A 17,136-nucleotide genomic window follows, 5' to 3' on the forward strand; every position below is an offset into this window, starting at 1 on the left:
TCTAGGCTCGGAGCCGGTGCCGGTGCGGTCCGGCACCGGTCCGCGATCAGGAGGTTCAGCAGTGGCCGAGCAGAACAGGGCTCCCCTCCCCCACGCCTTCCACCCGGAAGTCGCCTCGTTCACGGTGGTGAGCGACGATCTCCGGCACGGCGGGGAGCTGGCCGGCGGCCAGGTCCTGGAGGGCGGGAACGTCTCCCCGCACCTGCGCTGGGAGGGCTTCCCGGAGGGGGCGAAGAGCTTCGCCGTGACGTGCTTCGACCCGGACGCCCCGACGGGCAGCGGGTTCTGGCACTGGGTCCTCTTCGACCTGCCCGCCACCGTGACGGAGCTGCCGGCCGGCGCGGGCAGCGGGAAGTTCGAGGGGCTGCCGGACGGAGCCGTGCACGTCCGCAACGACTACGGGACGCGGGACTTCGGCGGGGCGGCGCCGCCGGCCGGCGAGCGCCACCGGTACGTGTTCACCGTGTACGCGGTGGACCGGGAGAAGCTCGGGCCCGGCCCGGACGCCTCACCCGCCGCAGTCGGATTCAACCTGCGGTTCCACACGCTGGGGCGCGCCCACCTGATCGGTGAGTACGAGGCGCCGGCAGGCTGATCGTTCGCCTCCTGTTTGCCCGGTCCTGGTCTGAAGCAGACCCGGACCGGGCATTTTTAATGCGTTGTCCCGCGTGGCGCGCGCAGCCAGAGTGGTTGCGGGCCCTGCAGCCAGGGTGGACGCGGGCCTGCGCACGGGAGGTGGGCGAGATGCGGGACACGCTGGTGCTGAATGCGAGCTTCGAGCCGCTGTCGACGGTGACCCTGAACCGGGCCGTCGTGCTGGTTCTCCAGGACAAGGCAGTGGTCGAGCAGTCGCATCCGGAACTGCGTGTCCGAGCGGCCGCCGTGGACCTTCCGATGCCTCGGGTGATCAGGTTGTGCCGGTACGTGCGTGTGCCGTTCCGAAGACACGCGCCGTGGTCCCGGCGGGGCGTGCTGGTGCGGGACCAGCACCGGTGCGCGTACTGCGGGAAGCGGGCCACGACGGTGGACCACGTGGTGCCGCGGGCGCAGGGCGGCCGGGACACCTGGCTGAACACGGTGGCGTCGTGCGCCGAGGACAACCACCGCAAGGCGGACCGGACTCCGGACGAGGCGGGTATGCCGCTGCTGCGGGAGCCGTTCGTGCCGTCCCCTGCGGACGCCATGCTGCTGGCCCTCGGGGTCGGCGGCCGGGAGGCGCTCCCGGAGTGGCTGGGCAGCACGGCGTAGGAACGGGTGGAGGCCCGTCCCCCGAGGGGGCGGGCCTCCGGCGTGTCCGGGGTGCGGCCCGGTCAGCGCAGCAGCATCTGGGCGATGGCGACGGTGCCGACGGCGACGATGACACCGCGGAGCACGGTCGGCGGGAGCCTGCGGCCGACCTTGGCGCCGATCTGGCCGCCGAGGGTGGAGCCGGCCGCGATGAGGAGGACGGCCGTCCAGTCGAACTCGGCGACGAAGAGGAAGAAGACCGCGGCGATGCCGTTGACGACGGCGGCGATGACGTTCTTGACGGCGTTGATGCGCTGGAGGTCCTCATGGAGCAGGAGCCCCATCAGGCCGACGTAGAGGACGCCCTGGGCGGCGCCGAAGTAGCCGCCGTACGCGCTGGCGAGCAGCATGCCGCCCGCGAGGGCGGGGCCGCCGTCGGGGTGCGCCCCGTCCGAGCCGGCGGCTTCGCGGCGCCTGCGGAGGGCGGCGGCGAGCCGGGGCTGGAGGACGACGAGGACGAGGGCGAGCCCGATGAGCACGGGCACGATGGTGTCGAAGGACTCCGACGGCAGGGTCAGGAGCAGGACGGCTCCGGCGAGGCCGCCGACGGCGGAGACGGCGCCGAGCCGCAGGACGCGGGCGCGCTGCCCGCGGAGCTCCCGGCGGTAGCCGAAGGCTCCGCTGAGGGAGCCTGGCACCAGGCCGAGGGTGTTGGAGACGTTCGCCGTGACGGGCGGGAGGCCCGTGGCGAGCAGCACCGGGAAGGTGATGAGGGTGCCGGAGCCGACGATCGTGTTGATGGTGCCTGCGCCGATGCCGGCGGCGAAGACCGCGACTGATTCCCAGACGGACATGGACATGGACATGGACCGGGCCATCTCCTTTGCATAGGAGGACGCCTCCCCGCCATTGAGGTCGAGGGGCCTCCTTGATCATGCAGGAGGGGACGGCCCGGTGGGCGCGCGGGTCAGTCGATGGGGGGCTGTTCGCGGCGTTCGGTGCCGTTGGCGCCGTTGCCGTTCCCGGTGTGGCCGCCGCCGTTGGCGCCGTTGCTGCCGTTGTTCGCGCCGGACTTGGCGGAGTTCAGGGGGTTGAATCCGGAGCCGCCGCCCATGGGGCCGAAGTTGCCCATGGCTCCGGAGAGGCCCTTGAGGGCGTCGCCGATCTCGCTGGGGACGATCCAGAGCTTGTTGGCGTCGCCCTCGGCGAGCTTCGGGAGCATCTGGAGGTACTGGTAGGCGAGGAGCTTCTGGTCGGCGTCGCCGGCGTGGATGGACTCGAAGACGGTGCGGATGGCCTGGGCCTCGCCCTCGGCGCGCAGGGCGGCGGCCTTGGCCTCGCCCTCGGCGCGCAGGATGGAGGACTGCTTCTCGCCCTCGGCGCGCAGGATCTCGGACTGGCGGACGCCTTCGGCCTGGAGGATCGCGGCGCGCTTGTCGCGGTCGGCGCGCATCTGCTTCTCCATCGAGTCCTGGATGGAGGTGGGCGGCTCGATGGCCTTGAGCTCGACGCGGTTGACGCGGATGCCCCACTTGCCGGTGGCCTCGTCGAGGACGCCGCGGAGGGCCGCGTTGATCTCCTCGCGGGAGGTGAGCGTCCGCTCCAGGTCCATGCCGCCGATGATGTTGCGCAGGGTGGTGACGGTGAGCTGCTCGATGGCCTGGATGTAGCTGGCGACCTCGTAGGTCGCGGCGCGGGCGTCGGTCACCTGGTAGTAGATGACGGTGTCGATGTTGACGACGAGGTTGTCCTGGGTGATGACCGGCTGGGGCGGGAACGGCACGACCTGCTCGCGGAGGTCGATGCGGTTGCGGATGGAGTCGATGAAGGGGACGACGATGTTGAGGCCCGCGTTGAGGGTGCGGGTGTAGCGGCCGAACCGCTCGACGATGGCTGCGCTGGCCTGCGGGATCACCTGGATCGTCTTGACCAGGGCGATGAAGACCAGAACCACCAGGATGATCAGGACGATGATGATCGGTTGCATGCGGTTCCCCGTGCCCTTCCGGCTGTCTGTGCTGCCCCGTTGATGCGTTCGGAGTCTCGCAGACCCCGGGGCCGCAGGTCGGCTGCTTGGCTCAAGTACTCACATGACGACGGCGGTTGCGCCGTCGATGTCGACCACGTCCACCTGGCTGCCGGGTTCGTAGGCGGCGTCGGCGTCGAGGGTGCGGGCGGACCAGATCTCGCCCGCGAGCTTGACGCGGCCTCCACTGCCGTCGACGCGTTCGACGACGACGGCCGTTCTGCCCCTCAACGCGTCGATTCCGCTGCGGTGTTGGGGGCGCTGGTCGCGGCTGCGGTTCGCGATCGAGCGGACGGCGGCGGTGAGCGCGACCGACACGACGACGAAGACGAGGACCTGGGCGACGATGCCGCCGCCGAGCGCCGCGGTGGCGGAGGCCGCGAGCGCCCCGACCGCGAACATGCCGAGTTCCGGCATCGCGGTCAGGACGAGCGGGATGCCCAGTCCGACCGCACCGATGAGCCACCACACCCACGCGTCGATGTCCACGGGTTCATGGTAGGTCGGGGGGCGCGGTCGGGACAGGGTGCGGGTCAGCGCAGGGGCAGTCCCCGGGCGGTCCAGCGGTCGTGCTCGGTGCGCTCGACGACGAGCGGGAGGCCGAAGCAGAGGGAGAGGTTGCGGGAGGTGAGTTCGAGGTCGATGGGGCCGGCGGTGACGACCTTGCCCTGACGGATCATCAGGACGTGGGTGAAGCCGGGGGCGATCTCCTCGACATGGTGGGTGACCATGGCCATGGAGGGCGCGAGCGGGTCGCGGGCCAGGCGGCCGAGGCGGCGTACGAGGTCCTCGCGGCCGCCGAGGTCGAGGCCGGCGGCGGGCTCGTCGAGGAGGAGGAGCTCGGGGTCGGTCATCAGGGCGCGGGCGATGAGGGTGCGCTTGCGCTCGCCCTCGGAGAGGGTGCCGAACTTCCGGTCGAGGAAGTCGGTCATGCCGAGGCGGTCGAGGAAGGCGCGGGCGCGCTGCTCGTCGACCTCCTCGTACTCCTCCTGCCAGGTCGCGGTCATGCCGTACGCGGCGGTGAGGACGGTCTGGAGGACGGTCTGGCGCTTGGGGAGCTTGTCGGCCATCGCGATGCCGGCGATGCCGATGCGGGGGCGCAGCTCGAAGACGTCGACCTTCCCGAGGGTGCTGCCGAGGATGGTGGCGGTGCCCTTGGTGGGGAAGAGGTAGCTGGAGGCGATGTTGAGCAGGGTGGTCTTACCGGCGCCGTTGGGGCCGAGGATGACCCAGCGCTCCCCTTCCTTCACCGACCAGGAGACCTGGTCGACCAGAGCCCGGCCCTCGCGGACCACGGATACGTCCTGAAGCTCCAGTACATCGCTCATGAGCGCGTTGTCTCCCCTTGAGGTCTCGGTTCGTCTGTGCGCCGGTGTGCGCAGCCCCAGGGGAAAACCTACGCCACTCGGGGCGGGGTCCGGGCGCCAGCCCGGCTGCCGGGGCGGTTCCGGGCCGGTCCGTAGAGTGGGGGGATGCTTTTCGAACCACGTTCAGGGCGGCTGGCCGCCTGGGGGAACGCGCTGCTGGCCGGTCTGGTCTCGCCCGACGAGGCCGTGTCGTCGATCGTGGCCGGGGACGCCGTGCACCGGGTGGCGGGGCTGCCGGGCGAGCCGGGGCCGGTGGGGCTGACGCTGGCGCTGGGGCGGATGCGGGCCCTGGGGGTGACGGGGCTGCGGGTGGCGCTGCCCGTGCCGGGGCATCCGCTGGGGCTGAGCGGGCCGCCGGAGTTCAACGCGCGGGCGCTGGAGTCGCAGGAGGCGGTGGTCGCCGTGGGGGCGGCGCTGGGGCTGGTGCCGGAGGTGGCCGAGGCGGGGCCCGCGGGTGACGTGCACGTCGAGGTGGTGTGGCGGTGCCTGCCCGTGCGGGAGGCACCCCCGGCGGACGTGCCGTCTCTGGGCGAGGCGGAGCGGGAGCTGGCGGAGGCCGTGCGCGAGGCGACGGCGGTGCTGACCCGGCTGGACGTGGCGGCCTCGGGGCCGGCGGCGGAGGCCGCGGTGTCGGCCTTCCGGGCGCGGGCGGAGGCCGGGCGGGAGGCGCTGGCTCCGGGGTATCCGGCGCGGGCGGTGCGGGTGCTGGCGCTGGCGCAGCGGGTGGACCTGCTGGTGTCGCTGGCGTACGAGCGGGGGCACGGCGGTGCGGTGGCGGCGTCGGAGATGGCGGCGCGGGCTGAGGCGCTGCGGCCGGTGGAGCGGGTGGCGCGGCGGGCGCTGGTGGCGGCGTACAACGCGGCGGTGGAGGAGCGGGAGCGGGGCTGAGTGCCCGGGGGGCGCGGCACGGCCCCGCCTCCGGGGAGAGGGAGGAGGCGGGGCCGACGGCGGGGGGCGGCGGGTCAGCCGTTGGTGCTGGTGTTTCCCCAGGCGCCGTTCAGCAGGCCGACCGCGGTGACCGCGTTGCCGACGGCGTTCACGGGGACGTGCACCGGGACCTGGTCGAGGTTCCCGGAGGCGACGCCGGGCGAGCCCGCGGCTTCGCCCGAGGCCCAAGCGCCGCCGTGGGCGGAGGCGGCGCCCGCCCCCGCGGCGAGGAGGCCGCCCGCGATCAGGGCGGCGGCGGTGGCCTTCTTGGTGTTCTTCACGTGTCCTCGTCCTCCGTACGTCTGCCGGGGCCGGCGCTCCGGCACGCCCTGGAGAACGGTCCCGCGCCGCACGGGATACGCCGTGTGGGCGACATGCACCCGACGGTATGACATTCGGAACGGCGGATGGACGGGTCGGCGGCGGCGCGCCGCCTCAGCCGGCCGCGCCGTGGCGGACGGCCCAGAGCGCCGCCTGGGTGCGGTCGGCGAGGTCCAGCTTCATGAGGATGTTCGAGACGTGCGTCTTGACCGTCTTCTCCGACAGGACGAGCGCCCGCGCGATCTCCCGGTTGGAGCGGCCGTCCGCGATAAGGCCGAGGACCTCCTGCTCCCGCTCGGTCAGGGAGCCGCCGCGGCCGGCCGCCGGCTGGTCGTCCTGGGACAGCAGCGCCTCGGCGACCTCCGGCTGGAGCAGGACGTGCCCGGCGCGGACGGAGCGGATGGCCGCGGCGAGCGCGTCCGGGTCGATGTCCTTGTAGACGTATCCGGCAGCGCCGGCGCGCAGGGCCGGGACGACCGTCCGCTGCTCGGTGAAGCTGGTGACGACCAGGACCCGGGCGGGGTTGTCCGCGGCGCGGAGCCGGCGCAGGGCCTCGATGCCGTCGGTGCCGGGCATCGTGATGTCCATCAGGATCACGTCGGGCCGCAGTTCCTCGGCGCGTGCGGCGCCCTCGTCGCCGTCGGCGGCCTCGCCGACGACCTCGATGTCGTCCTGGACCTCCAGGAAGGTGCGCAGGCCGCGCCGGACGACCTGGTGGTCGTCGACGAGCAGGACGCGGATCCGGCCGGGCGTCTCAGCCACCGGGTACCTCCATCTCGATCGTGGTGCCCGCGGCGGGCGCCGAGTGCACGGTGAGGCGGCCGCCGGCGCCGGCGGCCCGGTCCCGCATGGAGACGAGGCCGAGGTGGCGTCCGGCCGCGCGGACGGCGGCGGGGTCGAAGCCGCTGCCGTTGTCGGCGACGGTGAGGACGGCGCCGGTGCCGCGCCGGGCGAGCACGACGTCGACGCGGTCGGCGCCGGAGTGCCGCAGGGCGTTGTGGAGGGCTTCCTGGGCGACGCGGAGGAGTGCCTCCTCCTGGGCGGCGGGCAGGGCGCGTACGCCGTCGCAGGTGAAGGTGACGCGGGCGGCCTGCGCGCGGTCGAGGACGCGGACGTGGCCGCGGAGGGTGGCGGCGAGGCCGTCCTCGTCGAGGCCGGCGGGGCGCAGTTCGGTCACGGCGGCGCGCAGTTCGTCGGCGGCCTCGGCGGCGAGGGCGGCGACCTGGTGGAGTTCGTCCTTGGCGCGGGCCGGGTCGCGGTCGACGAGGGCGGCGGCGGCCTGGGCGGTCAGGCGGAGGGAGAAGAGCTTCTGGCTGACGGCGTCGTGCAGCTCGTGGGCGAGGCGGGAGCGCTCCTCGGCGATGGTGAGCTCGCGGCTCCGCTCGTACAGGCGGGCGTTGGTCAGGGCGATGGCGGCGTGCTGGGCGAGGAGGCCGAGGAGTTCCCCGTCCTCCTCGGTGAAGCCGCCGGGGGCGTGCTTGTTGGCGAGGAAGAGGGCGCCGAGGGTCTCCTCACCGTCCCGGATGGGGCGGCCGAGGAAGTCGGCCATCTCGGGGTGGGCGGCGGGCCAGCCCTCGAAGCGGGGGTCCTTGCGCACGTCGGCGAGGCGCTCGGCTCCCTCCTGGTGGAGCATCGCGGCGAGGATGCCGTGCTGGCGGGGCAGGGGGCCGATGCGGCGCCACTGCTCCTCGCTGATGCCGTCGACGACGAACTGCGCGAAGCCGCCGTGGTCGTCGGGGACGCCGAGGGCGGCGTAGCGGGCGCCGAGGAGGGCGCGGGCCTCGATGACGATCGTGCGCAGGACGTCGCGTACCTCCAGCCGCCGGCTCATGGCGAGCAGTGCGGTGCTGACGGCGGCGAGGCCGCTGCGGGGGGCGTGGTCCATGGAGATCACCGTACTCGGGGCTGTGACCTGCGGGATCGGGCGCGGGTCCTAGGGCGGGAGCCGGAGGGGGGCGGGGCCGGGGGTGCGGGTCGCGGGCGTGTTCCTCCGCCCTCGGGAGGAGGGCGGGGGCGGCCGGGGTCCTCCTGGAGTCGGACTTCGGTGACGGATTGCATTGCTTTGGCAACGCCGGGTGAGACTGTTACCTGCCTGATGTGAGCCCGCGCATAGGACCCAGGTCACTTACGAAGGAGCGTAGTGGACGGGTAAAGGCGACATCAATGCTGCTCCGGGCGGTGCGCGTGGCGGAGTTCCGGGCGCGGAGCGGCGCCGTGATCCACTAAGCAGGATCGTACGTCACACCTTTGCCACGGGATTTTGCCGCCGCTAAGAATTGCCTCCGTCGCACGGCGCCGCGGATCTCCCCCGATTCGCAGGCCGCCTTCCTGCGGCTCCCGCGATTCGAAGAGGTTGTCCACGCATGTCCGAGATCAACACCCCCGGCCGTCGTCTGACGAAGGCCCACAAGAGGTCCTTCGCCACCGTCGCCGCCCTCGGCGCCGCCGCCCTCGCCGCCACCCTCGTCCCCGGCGGTGCCGGGAACTCCGGCCAGGCCGAGGCTGCCGCCGCTCCCGCGGCGTGGACGCAGGTCACGGGCGCCGTCCAGGCCCAGACCGTGCAGGCGAACCTGGCCGCGCAGCAGGCCGTCGCCGCCAAGGCCGCCCAGCAGGCCGCAGCTGCCAAGGCCAAGGCGGACGCCGCGGCGAAGGCCGAGGCCGAGGCCAAGGCGAAGAAGGCCCGCGAGGCCAAGGCAGCCGCCAGCCGCGCCGCCGCCCGCACGCCCGTCTTCGCGAACAACCTGGACGGCTGGATCAAGGAAGCCCTCTTCATCATGAAGAAGGAGGGCATCCCGGGCACCTACGCAGGCATTCACAAGAACGTGATGCGCGAGTCCTCGGGCAACCCGCTCGCCATCAACAACTGGGACATCAACGCCAAGAACGGCGTCCCGTCCAAGGGCCTGCTCCAGGTCATCTACCCGACCTTCAAGGCCTACCACGTGCCCGGCACCAAGTTCGACCAGTACGACCCGGTCGCCAACATCGTCGCCGCCTGCAACTACGCGGCCGACCGCTACGGCACGATCGACAACGTCAACAGCGCCTACTGAGCCGGCACGCACGGCACGGCAGCCTCTTGCGCCGAAGGGCGGCACCCGGTTTCGGGTGCCGCCCTTCGGCGTTCTCGTGCGGGAGCCGTGCGCTAGTTGCGCATGACCTCGGGCTCGTGGCGGCGCAGCAGGCGCTGCACGGCGAAGCCGCAGACCACGCCGAGCGCGACGAGGACGAGGATGTCCAGGGTCCACTGCCCGATCGTGGGGTCCCACAGCGGGTCGGTGTTCTGCGGGTTCTCGATGTCCCACGGCGCCATCAGCTTGCCGAGGTTCAGCGTGGTGCCGGAGGCGGCGATGGCCCAGCGGGACGGCATCAGCCAGGCGAACTGCTCCAGGCCGGGCTTGTCGTAGATCTGGAACAGGATGCCGGTGAAGACGACCTGGACGATGGCGAACATGACCAGCAGGGGCATGGTCTTCTCGGCGGTCCTCACCAGCGCGGAGATGACCAGGCCGAACATCATCGACGTGAAGCCGAGCGCGATCACCGAGATGCACAGCTCGGCGGCGGGCGACATGAACAGGCCCTCGGCGGGCAGCTTGCGCGGGGTGAAGCCGATGGCGCAGATGATCACGCCCTGGAGGGCGGTGATGACGCCGAGGACGATCACCTTCGACATCAGGTAGGCCGAGCGGGACAGGCCGGTGGCGCGTTCGCGCTCGTAGATGACCCGTTCCTTGATCAGTTCTCGGACCGAGTTGGCGGCTCCGGAGAAGCACATGCCGACCGCGAGGATCAGCATGATCGTGCCGGCGTCGCCGTTGAACCGGCTCGGCGGGATCGGCGGGGCGAGGCCGAACTTGGCGGGGATGACCGTGGAGACGATGCCGAGGACCGCGGGCAGGGCCACCATCAGCACCATGAAGCCCTTGTCCGAGGCGATCACCGACAGGTAGCGGCGGATCAGCGTCCACAGCTGCGAGCCCCAGGCCTGCGGCTTGGGCGGGATCATCTGCTGCGGGGGCATGGCGACCGACTGCGGGGCGACCGCGTCGAGGTCGGCGGCGTACAGCTGGTAGTGCTGCGAGCCCTTCCAGCGGCCGGCCCAGTCGTAGTCCCGGTAGTTCTCGAAGGCCGAGAAGACGTCCGCCCAGGTGCTGTAGCCGAAGAAGTTCAGCGCCTCGTCCGGCGGGCCGAAGTAGGCGACCGAGCCGCCCGGGGCCATGACCAGCAGCTTGTCGCACAGCGACAGCTCGGCGACGGAGTGGGTGACCACGAGCACCGTGCGGCCGTCGTCGGCGAGGCCGCGCAGCAGCTGCATGACGTCGCGGTCCATGCCCGGGTCCAGGCCGGAGGTCGGCTCGTCCAGGAAGATCAGCGACGGCTTGGTCAGCAGCTCCAGGGCCACGGAGACGCGCTTGCGCTGGCCGCCGGAGAGCGCGGTGATCTTCTTGTCCTTGTGGATGTCGAGCTTGAGCTCGCGCAGGACCTCGTCGATGCGGGCGGCGCGCTCGGACTCGGCGGTGTCGCCGGGGAAGCGGAGCTTGGCCGCGTACTTCAGCGCGGTGGAGACCCGCAGCTCCTTGTGCAGGATGTCGTCCTGCGGGACCAGGCCGATGCGCTGGCGGAGCTCCGCGAACTGCTTGTACAGGTTGCGGTTGTCGTAGAGGACGTCGCCCTGGTCGGCGGGCCGGTAGCCGGTGAGCGCCTTCAGCAGCGTCGACTTGCCGGAGCCGGAGGGGCCGATGACGCCGATGAGCGACTTCTCCGGGACGCCGAAGGTGACGTCCTTGAGGATCTGCTTGCCGCCGTCGACGGTGACGGTGAGGTGGCGGGCCGAGAAGGAGACGTCGCCGGAGTCGACGAACTCCTCCAGCCGGTCCCCGACGATGCGGAACGTGGAGTGGCCGACGCCGACGATGTCGTTCGGGCCGAGCAGCACGGAGCCGGACTTGGGCAGCGCCTGGCCGTTGACGTAGGTGCCGTTGTGGCTGCCGAGGTCGTGGATCTCGAAGCGGCCGCCGGTGGAGCGGAACTCCGCGTGGTGGCGCGAGACCTGGAGGTCGGAGACCACGAGCTCGTTGTCCAGGGCGCGGCCGATGCGCATGACGCGGCCGACGGCGATCTGGTGGAACGTCGTCGGGCTGCGGTCGCCGCCGTAGCCGGACGCGGCGCCCTGGGCGGGGGCCGCGCCGCCGCCCTGCTGGTGCGGGAACTGCGGCTGCTGGGCCGGGGCGGCCTGCTGCTGCGGGTGCTGCGGCCACCCCTGGGCCTGCGGCTGCTGCTGCGGGGCGGGGGCCTGGTAGGCCGGGGCCGCCTGCGCCTGGGCCGGGGCCTGGTACGCGGGGGCCGGGGCCTGGTAGGCCGGCGCCTGCTGCTGCGGCACGGCCTGCTGCGGCGCGCCGGCAGCGGCGGCGCTGAAGTTCAGCCGCGGGCCGTCGGTGGCGTTGCCCAGGTGGACCGGTGTGCCGGGCACGAGCTCGGTGTGCTGGACCCGCGCACCGTGCACGTACGTGCCGTTGGTGCTGCCGTGGTCCTCCAGGCCCCAACCCCGTCCGTTCCACGCGATGGTGGCGTGCCGCCAGGACACGCGCGCGTCGTCGACCACCACGTCTCCCTGGGGGTCGCGCCCCAGCGAGTACGACCTGGACGGGTCCAGCGTCCAGGTCCTTCCGTTCAATTCCAGTACGAGTTCCGGCACTCCAGCCCCACTTAGGTCCCCCGAGAATCTCCCCGGCCGTCAGGGAGTCCGACGGCAGGGAGTCTAGGGATGGCGAACATCCTGGGGAACTATTTCAGGCTGGGGCCGACATGTGGAATCGAGCCCCCGTCAGGGCCCCGGGGCTGCCCGCCCGCCGGGCAAAGCACCCGCAGCAGGCCATACGGGACTCCCTGCCCCCGCGCCCGGCCCGTACGGGGCCCCCGGGCCCGCCCGGAGGGGTCGGTTCCCGGCCCGCTCGGGCCCGGGAGGGCCGCCGCGGGCCCCCGTTTCGTTGGTGAACCGTGACACTCGGGCGCGCCGCCGGGCCCGGCGGCGCGCCCGCCGGCCCGGTGCGCCGCGTGGCCCGCCGTTCACCCGCGGTCCACCCGCCCGACGCGCTGACCGGGGGAAAGGGGTCCCGGTGGGTGGGACGGGGGTCCACCTGCGGCGGGCGGGCAGATACGGTGAGAGCACCATGAGCGCTTCGCAGACCTCCGAGGTCCCCACCCTCCTCGTCAAGATCTTCGGCAAGGACCGCCCCGGGATCACCGCCGGGCTGTTCGACACCCTCGCCGCGTACTCCGTCGACGTGGTCGACATCGAGCAGGTCGTCACCCGCGGCCGCATCGTCCTGTGCGCCCTCGTCACCATGCCCGCCGGCGGGACGGAGGGCGAGCTGCGGGCGACCGTCCACAGCTGGGCCGAGTCCCTCAAGATGCAGGCGGAGATCCTCTCCGGCACCGGCGACAACCTGCCGCGCGGCAGCGGCCGCTCCCACGTCACCGTGCTCGGGCACCCGCTCACCGCCGAGTCCACGGCGGCCATAGCGGCCCGGATCACCGCAACCGGCGGCAACATCGACCGCATTTTCCGGCTCGCGAAGTACCCGGTCACGGCCGTCGAGTTCGCGGTGTCCGGCTGCGAGACCGAGCCGCTGCGCACCGCGCTGGCCACGGCCGCCGCGCACATCGGGGTCGACGTGGCGGTGGTCTCGGCGGGCCTGCACCGCCGGGCGCAGCGCCTGGTCGTGATGGACGTGGACTCCACGCTCATCCAGGACGAGGTCATCGAGCTGTTCGCGGCGCACGCGGGCTGCGAGGCCGAGGTCGCCGAGGTGACCGAGCGGGCCATGCGCGGGGAGCTGGACTTCGAGCAGTCGCTGCACGCCCGGGTGGCGCTGCTGGCCGGGCTCGACGCCTCGGTCGTGGAGAAGGTGCGCGCGGAGGTGCGGCTGACGCCGGGCGCCAGGACGCTGATCCGCACGCTGAAGCAGCTCGGCTACCAGGTGGGTGTGGTCTCCGGCGGGTTCACGCAGGTCACGGACGACCTCAAGGAGCGGCTGGGGCTGGACTTCGCCTCCGCCAACACGCTGGAGATCGTCGACGGCCGGCTGACGGGCCGGGTGACCGGCGAGATCGTGGACCGGGCGGGCAAGGCGCGGCTGCTGCGCCGCTTCGCCGAGGAGGCCGGGGTGCCGCTGTCGCAGACGGTGGCCGTGGGCGACGGCGCGAACGACCTGGACATGCTGAACGCGGCCGGGCTGGGGGTGGCGTTCAACGCCAAGCCGGTGGTCCGGGAGGCCGCGCATACCGCGGTGAACGTGCCGTTCCTCGACACGGTGCTGTACCTGCTCGGCGTCACCCGCGAGGAGGTCGAGGCCGCGGGCCTCACCTGACGGAGGGGTGGAGGGGCCCCGGCGGTCGGCCGCCGGGGCCCCTCCGTGTCCGCGGAGTCCTGCGCGGGTCAGTGGTCCTTCGGGGTCCAGAAGTCCAGCAGCGTGCCGACGCCGTGCTCGACGGACTTCCACGAGCCGGTGAAGGAGACGACGGCGAGCGCTGCTGTCGGGAAGCCGGTACGGGCCATCCTGGCGAGGGAGTCGCCCTCCGCGCGGCCGGCGAGGGCGTCGGCGAGGGCGTGCATGCCCGGGTTGTGCCCGACCACGAGGAGGTCGCAGACCTCGTCGGACGTCTCGTTGAGGAGGGCGATGAGCTCGCCGAGCGAGGCGTCGTACAGCCTCTCCTCGTAGACGGTCCGGGGGCGCTGGGGCAGTTCGTGGACGGCGAGCTTCCATGTCTCGCGGGTGCGGACTGCGGTGGAGCAGAGGGCCAGGTCGAAGGCGATGCCGGTCTCGGCCAGCTTCAGTCCGGCGGCCGGTGCCTCCTGGCGGCCGCGCTCCGCCAGGGGGCGTTCGTGGTCGGACACCTCCGGCCAGTCGGCCTTGGCGTGCCGGAGGAGGGCGATCCTGCGGGGTGTGTCGGCGCTCATGGGCCCAGCTTCCCACGGATCGGCCCCTGCGGGCCCGGGTGTCGCGCCGCCCGGGTGCGGCGGCGGGGCGCGTCGCGGCGCGGGCGGGCGCGCGGGTGCGTCAGCCGGCGGCGCGCATCAGTTCGCGGCCGACCTGGAGCAGGTGGGGGGTATCGCCGGTGGATGCCTGCGCCTCCCCGGCGCCGGCCGGGAGGAGGAGCAGCAGGCAGAAGGCGAGGACGGGCAGGGCCAGGGCCCACCAGTGCAGCCGGGCGTCGGCGCCGGCGGCGGTGCGTGATCCGGTGGGGCGCGTGGGGGCCGACATGGGCCGCCTCCGTGGGTGTGCGGGTGGGACGGGCTGGCTCCTTCGAATCTAGGGATCCGGAGGGCCGCGGCCCATCAGGGGTGCACCCGAGGCGACCCTGAACCCCGCCCCCTAGGGGATGGTGGGGCAAGCCCCACCCCTGCGGGTCAGGGGGCGGCGACGGTGGCGATGACGGCGATGACCACGGTGATGGCGAGCATGGCCCCGAGGACGATGCCGAGCATCTTGCGGCCGTTCTGCGGGTCGGGGTCGAGTACGGGATCCATGCCGTTCAGTCTCGCACGGCGCATTCGGCCTCGACGGTGCGGTCCCGGCCTGCGAGGACGCCGAGGGCCATCTGCGGGACGAGGAGGCCGGCCATGACGGCCAGCGGGAGGTCCCAGCCGCCGGTGTGCTGGTAGAGGGCGCCGATGAGGAGGGGGCCGGGCAGGGAGAGGAGGTAGCCGGTGCACTGGGCGAAGGCGGAGAGCCGTACGACCCCGCCCGGGGTCCTGGCGCGCAGGCCGATCATGGTGATGGCGAGCGGGAAGGCGCAGTTGGAGAGGCCGAGGAGCAGCGCCCAGACCCAGGCTCCGGCGGCGGGGGCGAGCTGGAGGCCGGCGTAGCCGGCGAGGCCGAATGCGCCGAGGACCGCGGCGATGGCGCCCTGGTTGCGCATGCGGCCGGCCAGGCCCGGGATGACGAAGGCGAGCGGTACGCCCATGACCATGGTGACGGCGAGCAGGACGCCCGCGGAGCCGGCGGAGACCCCGGCGTCGCGGAAGATCTGCGGCAGCCAGCCCATGGTGACGTACGCGCCGGTGGCCTGGAGGCCGAAGTAGCCGGCGAGGGCCCAGGCGGTGCGGCTGCGGACGACGGAGGGGCCGGTCCGGGGCGCGGGCGCCCCGCCCCCGGCGGCGGCCCGGCGCCGGTCGCGGCGCGCGGCGGCGGCGATCGGCAGCCAGGGCAGGACGGCCGCGGCGGCGGGGAGCGCCCAGACGAGCAGGCCGGTGCGCCAGTTGCCGCCGAGGGCGGAGGTCAGGGGCACGGTCGCGGCGGCGGCGAGGGAGGTGCCGATGGCGAGGGCCATGGAGTACAGGCCGGTCATGGTGCCGACGCGGTCGGGGAACCAGCGCTTGACGATGACGGGCAGCAGGACGTTCGTCAGGGCGATGCCGGCCAGGGACAGGGCGCTGGCGGCGAGGAAGCCGGCGGCTCCCTGCGCGAAGGGGCGGATCAGCAGTCCGGCGGCGACGGCTGCCATGCCGGCGCAGACGACGGCGGCGGGCCCGAAGCGGCGGGAGAGGCGGGGCGCGGTGATGCCGAAGACGGCGAAGCAGAGGGCCGGGACGGAGGTGATCAGTCCGGCGACGGTGCCGTTCATGCCGAGGCCGGTGCGGGCCTCTTCGAAGAGGGCGCCGAGGCTGGTGATGGCAGGGCGCAGGTTGAGGGCGGCCAGGACGATGCCGAGGACGAGGACGGGGCCGAGCCAGCCTGGCTGTGCGGGCTCCGCGGAGGGGGCGGCGGGCCGGGGGGCGGAGGCGGCGCGCTGGGCGGGCGGGGCGGGGTGCCGTCTCGGGGCGGCCAGGGTGCTCGGGCCGTTCGGGGTGTTCGCAGTGTTCGGGGTGCGGGTGTGGTCGTCGGGCATGGGTCCATCATAGAATCATGGGATGATTGACTGTCCCCTGCCGGAGCGGACCGAGAGGACCCCGTCCGGATGCCGCTGACCTCGCCCCGCCGATCCGCCCTGGTCGACCAGGTGATCGCCCAGCTCAGGAACCAGATCACCTCCGGGGAGTGGCCGGTCGGCTCCCGGATCCCCACCGAGCCGGAGCTCGTCGAGCTGCTCGGCGTCGCCCGCAACACCGTGCGCGAGGCCGTCCGGGCCCTCGCGCACAACGGACTCCTCGACATCCGGCAGGGTTCGGGGACGTACGTCCTCGCCACCAGCGAGCTGGCCGGGGTGATGCACCGCCGCTTCGCCGGGGCCGACCCGCGGCACGTCGCGGAGCTCCGCTCGACGCTGGAGTCCTCGGGCGCCCGGCTGGCGGCCGAGCGGCGCACCGACCGGGACATGGCCCAGCTGGACGCGCTGCTGGCGCGCCGCGAGGAGGCCTGGGCGAGCGGGGACGCCGGGCTGTTCGTCGCGGCGGACGTCGCCCTGCACATGGCGGTGGTCGCCGCCTCGCACAACGAGGTGCTCGTCGAGCTGTACGCGGACCTCGGCGACCTGGTCGCGGAGTGGCTCCGCACGGACGTGGGGACGGTGCTGGAGCCGTCGGCGCACCTGGACCACGCGCGGCTGATCGAGGCGATCCGGCGGGGCGACGGGGACGCGGCGGCCGCGGAGGCGGCCGGGTACCCGTACGCCTGCCTGGGCGGCGGCCGGCCGGAACCGCGGACGTAGCAGGGCCGCGGGGCCGCCGGGCGGTCAGGCCCGCCCGTGGGTGATCCAGGCGGAGCGGACCTCCTTCCAGCAGCGGCCCACGAGCTCGACCCGGCCTGCCGGGTCGAGCGGTACGGCGGCGCCGTCGCCGTCGAGGTCCCACCAGCGGTCGCATTCGACGTGCAGCCGCAGGTGGTCGGTCTCGGGGTAGCCGTTCTGGCAGTGCGCGGTCACCAGTGAGCCCTCGATGACGGTGTCGCAGTCGGCGCCGAAGAGCTCGGCGGCGGGCGGGGCGGGCCGGACGGGCGGTTCGACGGGGATGTCGTCGAGGTCGACGACGGCGGAGTCCGCGGTGGCGGGCACCGGCGCCGAACGCGGCCCCGCGGGCGGCGCGGGCGTCCCGGGGACGAGGAGGGCGGCCAGGGCCACCGGGGTGACCAGCAGCAGTACTGCCCGGCTCGGCCTCGCGTGCACGCCCGCACCTCCTCCCCGCAGCAGGATCCGGGAAGATCCCGGCTCGGTCAGTTTGCCGGGTTCTGTCCCGGTTTTCGACTCGGGAAGATCCGGTCGGCGGGCGTACGTGCGTTCGCCGGGCGCCCCCTTCCCCCGGGCCTGTACGCCCGAACGGCGGCGGCC

General features: G+C 73.4%; 20 protein-coding genes (1 of these 20 running past the window's edge). 7 read left to right on the forward strand and 13 right to left on the reverse strand.

Annotation, left to right across the window (positions count from 1 at the left end; all coding sequences use genetic code 11):
* From C0216_RS22280 to C0216_RS22290, 3 genes are all read left to right on the forward strand, one after another.
* A protein-coding gene (locus tag C0216_RS22280) for a sporulation protein (protein ID WP_114056990.1) crosses the window boundary here: on the forward strand, positions 1 to 5 show its end. 778 nt of this gene lie to the left of the window's left edge; 5 of the gene's 783 nt are visible here — the last part of the coding sequence; its start codon lies beyond the left edge, outside the window; it ends in the stop codon at positions 3 to 5.
* Between the two features lie 56 nt (positions 6 to 61).
* Entirely contained in the window at positions 62 to 595 is a 534-nt protein-coding gene (locus C0216_RS22285; protein WP_114056991.1) for a YbhB/YbcL family Raf kinase inhibitor-like protein, read from the forward strand.
* A gap of 149 nt (positions 596 to 744) precedes the next feature.
* Entirely contained in the window at positions 745 to 1,248 is a 504-nt protein-coding gene (locus tag C0216_RS22290; RefSeq protein WP_114056992.1) for an HNH endonuclease, read from the forward strand.
* Positions 1,249 to 1,310: 62 nt separating this feature from the next.
* Here the strand turns inward: C0216_RS22290 and C0216_RS22295 are convergent, their stop codons facing one another.
* The 4 genes from C0216_RS22295 to C0216_RS22310 all read right to left on the reverse strand — a co-directional run bounded on the left by C0216_RS22295 (position 1,311) and on the right by C0216_RS22310 (position 4,581).
* Positions 1,311 to 2,081: a sulfite exporter TauE/SafE family protein gene (locus C0216_RS22295; RefSeq protein WP_114058841.1), complete on the reverse strand. Its 771-nt coding sequence runs from the start codon at positions 2,079 to 2,081 to the stop codon at positions 1,311 to 1,313.
* Between the two features lie 113 nt (positions 2,082 to 2,194).
* Complete coding sequence (locus C0216_RS22300; RefSeq protein WP_114056993.1) at positions 2,195 to 3,214, reverse strand: SPFH domain-containing protein; 1,020 nt, start codon at positions 3,212 to 3,214, stop codon at positions 2,195 to 2,197.
* Between the two features lie 99 nt (positions 3,215 to 3,313).
* Entirely contained in the window at positions 3,314 to 3,742 is a 429-nt protein-coding gene (locus tag C0216_RS22305; RefSeq protein WP_114056994.1) for an NfeD family protein, read from the reverse strand.
* A gap of 44 nt (positions 3,743 to 3,786) precedes the next feature.
* Positions 3,787 to 4,581, reverse strand: coding sequence for an ABC transporter ATP-binding protein (locus C0216_RS22310; RefSeq protein ID WP_114056995.1), 795 nt, complete (start codon positions 4,579 to 4,581; stop codon positions 3,787 to 3,789).
* A gap of 144 nt (positions 4,582 to 4,725) precedes the next feature.
* Between C0216_RS22310 and C0216_RS22315 the strand changes: the two genes are divergently transcribed.
* Complete coding sequence (locus C0216_RS22315; RefSeq protein WP_114056996.1) at positions 4,726 to 5,508, forward strand: hypothetical protein; 783 nt, start codon at positions 4,726 to 4,728, stop codon at positions 5,506 to 5,508.
* A gap of 74 nt (positions 5,509 to 5,582) precedes the next feature.
* On the opposite strand, the gene C0216_RS22320 is transcribed toward C0216_RS22315, so the two are convergent.
* From C0216_RS22320 to C0216_RS22330, 3 genes are all read right to left on the reverse strand, one after another.
* Positions 5,583 to 5,828, reverse strand: coding sequence for a chaplin (locus C0216_RS22320; protein WP_114056997.1), 246 nt, complete (start codon positions 5,826 to 5,828; stop codon positions 5,583 to 5,585).
* A gap of 154 nt (positions 5,829 to 5,982) precedes the next feature.
* Positions 5,983 to 6,630 carry a response regulator gene (locus tag C0216_RS22325; RefSeq protein ID WP_174250441.1) on the reverse strand — a complete coding sequence of 216 codons (648 nt, stop codon included), beginning with the start codon at positions 6,628 to 6,630 and terminating at the stop codon, positions 5,983 to 5,985.
* The gene (locus tag C0216_RS22330) at positions 6,623 to 7,753 is read right to left on the reverse strand and encodes a GAF domain-containing sensor histidine kinase (RefSeq protein WP_114056998.1); all 1,131 of its coding nucleotides are present in this window, start codon (positions 7,751 to 7,753) and stop codon (positions 6,623 to 6,625) included. Before C0216_RS22330 ends, C0216_RS22325 begins: the two co-directional genes overlap by 8 nt.
* A 478-nt stretch (positions 7,754 to 8,231) precedes the next feature.
* On the opposite strand from C0216_RS22330, the gene C0216_RS22335 reads away from it, so the two are divergent.
* The gene (locus tag C0216_RS22335) at positions 8,232 to 8,921 is read left to right on the forward strand and encodes a transglycosylase SLT domain-containing protein (RefSeq protein ID WP_114056999.1); all 690 of its coding nucleotides are present in this window, start codon (positions 8,232 to 8,234) and stop codon (positions 8,919 to 8,921) included.
* Positions 8,922 to 9,013: 92 nt separating this feature from the next.
* Here the strand turns inward: C0216_RS22335 and C0216_RS22340 are convergent, their stop codons facing one another.
* Entirely contained in the window at positions 9,014 to 11,566 is a 2,553-nt protein-coding gene (locus tag C0216_RS22340; protein WP_114057000.1) for an FHA domain-containing protein, read from the reverse strand.
* Positions 11,567 to 12,041: 475 nt separating this feature from the next.
* Here C0216_RS22340 and serB point away from each other — a divergent pair, with 475 nt between their 5' ends.
* Positions 12,042 to 13,241, forward strand: coding sequence for a phosphoserine phosphatase SerB (serB, locus tag C0216_RS22345; RefSeq protein ID WP_114057001.1), 1,200 nt, complete (start codon positions 12,042 to 12,044; stop codon positions 13,239 to 13,241).
* A gap of 68 nt (positions 13,242 to 13,309) precedes the next feature.
* Here serB and C0216_RS22350 read toward each other — a convergent pair whose 3' ends face one another.
* The 4 genes from C0216_RS22350 to C0216_RS22360 all read right to left on the reverse strand — a co-directional run bounded on the left by C0216_RS22350 (position 13,310) and on the right by C0216_RS22360 (position 15,762).
* Positions 13,310 to 13,831 carry a SixA phosphatase family protein gene (locus C0216_RS22350; RefSeq protein ID WP_114057002.1) on the reverse strand — a complete coding sequence of 174 codons (522 nt, stop codon included), beginning with the start codon at positions 13,829 to 13,831 and terminating at the stop codon, positions 13,310 to 13,312.
* Positions 13,832 to 13,931: 100 nt separating this feature from the next.
* A complete protein-coding gene (locus tag C0216_RS22355) occupies positions 13,932 to 14,135 on the reverse strand; it encodes a hypothetical protein (protein ID WP_114057003.1) in 204 nt (67 codons plus the stop codon).
* 146 nt (positions 14,136 to 14,281) lie between these two features.
* A complete protein-coding gene (locus C0216_RS35120; protein ID WP_281277954.1) occupies positions 14,282 to 14,401 on the reverse strand; it encodes an SGM_5486 family transporter-associated protein in 120 nt (39 codons plus the stop codon).
* A gap of 5 nt (positions 14,402 to 14,406) precedes the next feature.
* Positions 14,407 to 15,762 carry a CynX/NimT family MFS transporter gene (locus C0216_RS22360; protein WP_114057004.1) on the reverse strand — a complete coding sequence of 452 codons (1,356 nt, stop codon included), beginning with the start codon at positions 15,760 to 15,762 and terminating at the stop codon, positions 14,407 to 14,409.
* A gap of 69 nt (positions 15,763 to 15,831) precedes the next feature.
* Between C0216_RS22360 and C0216_RS22365 the strand changes: the two genes are divergently transcribed.
* Positions 15,832 to 16,521 carry a FadR/GntR family transcriptional regulator gene (locus tag C0216_RS22365; protein ID WP_114057005.1) on the forward strand — a complete coding sequence of 230 codons (690 nt, stop codon included), beginning with the start codon at positions 15,832 to 15,834 and terminating at the stop codon, positions 16,519 to 16,521.
* A gap of 24 nt (positions 16,522 to 16,545) precedes the next feature.
* On the opposite strand, the gene C0216_RS22370 is transcribed toward C0216_RS22365, so the two are convergent.
* A complete protein-coding gene (locus C0216_RS22370; protein WP_246042653.1) occupies positions 16,546 to 16,974 on the reverse strand; it encodes a hypothetical protein in 429 nt (142 codons plus the stop codon).
* Positions 16,975 to 17,136: the final 162 nt, after the last annotated feature.

The organism is Streptomyces globosus (assembly GCF_003325375.1).
Lineage (GTDB): Bacteria > Actinomycetota > Actinomycetes > Streptomycetales > Streptomycetaceae > Streptomyces > Streptomyces globosus_A.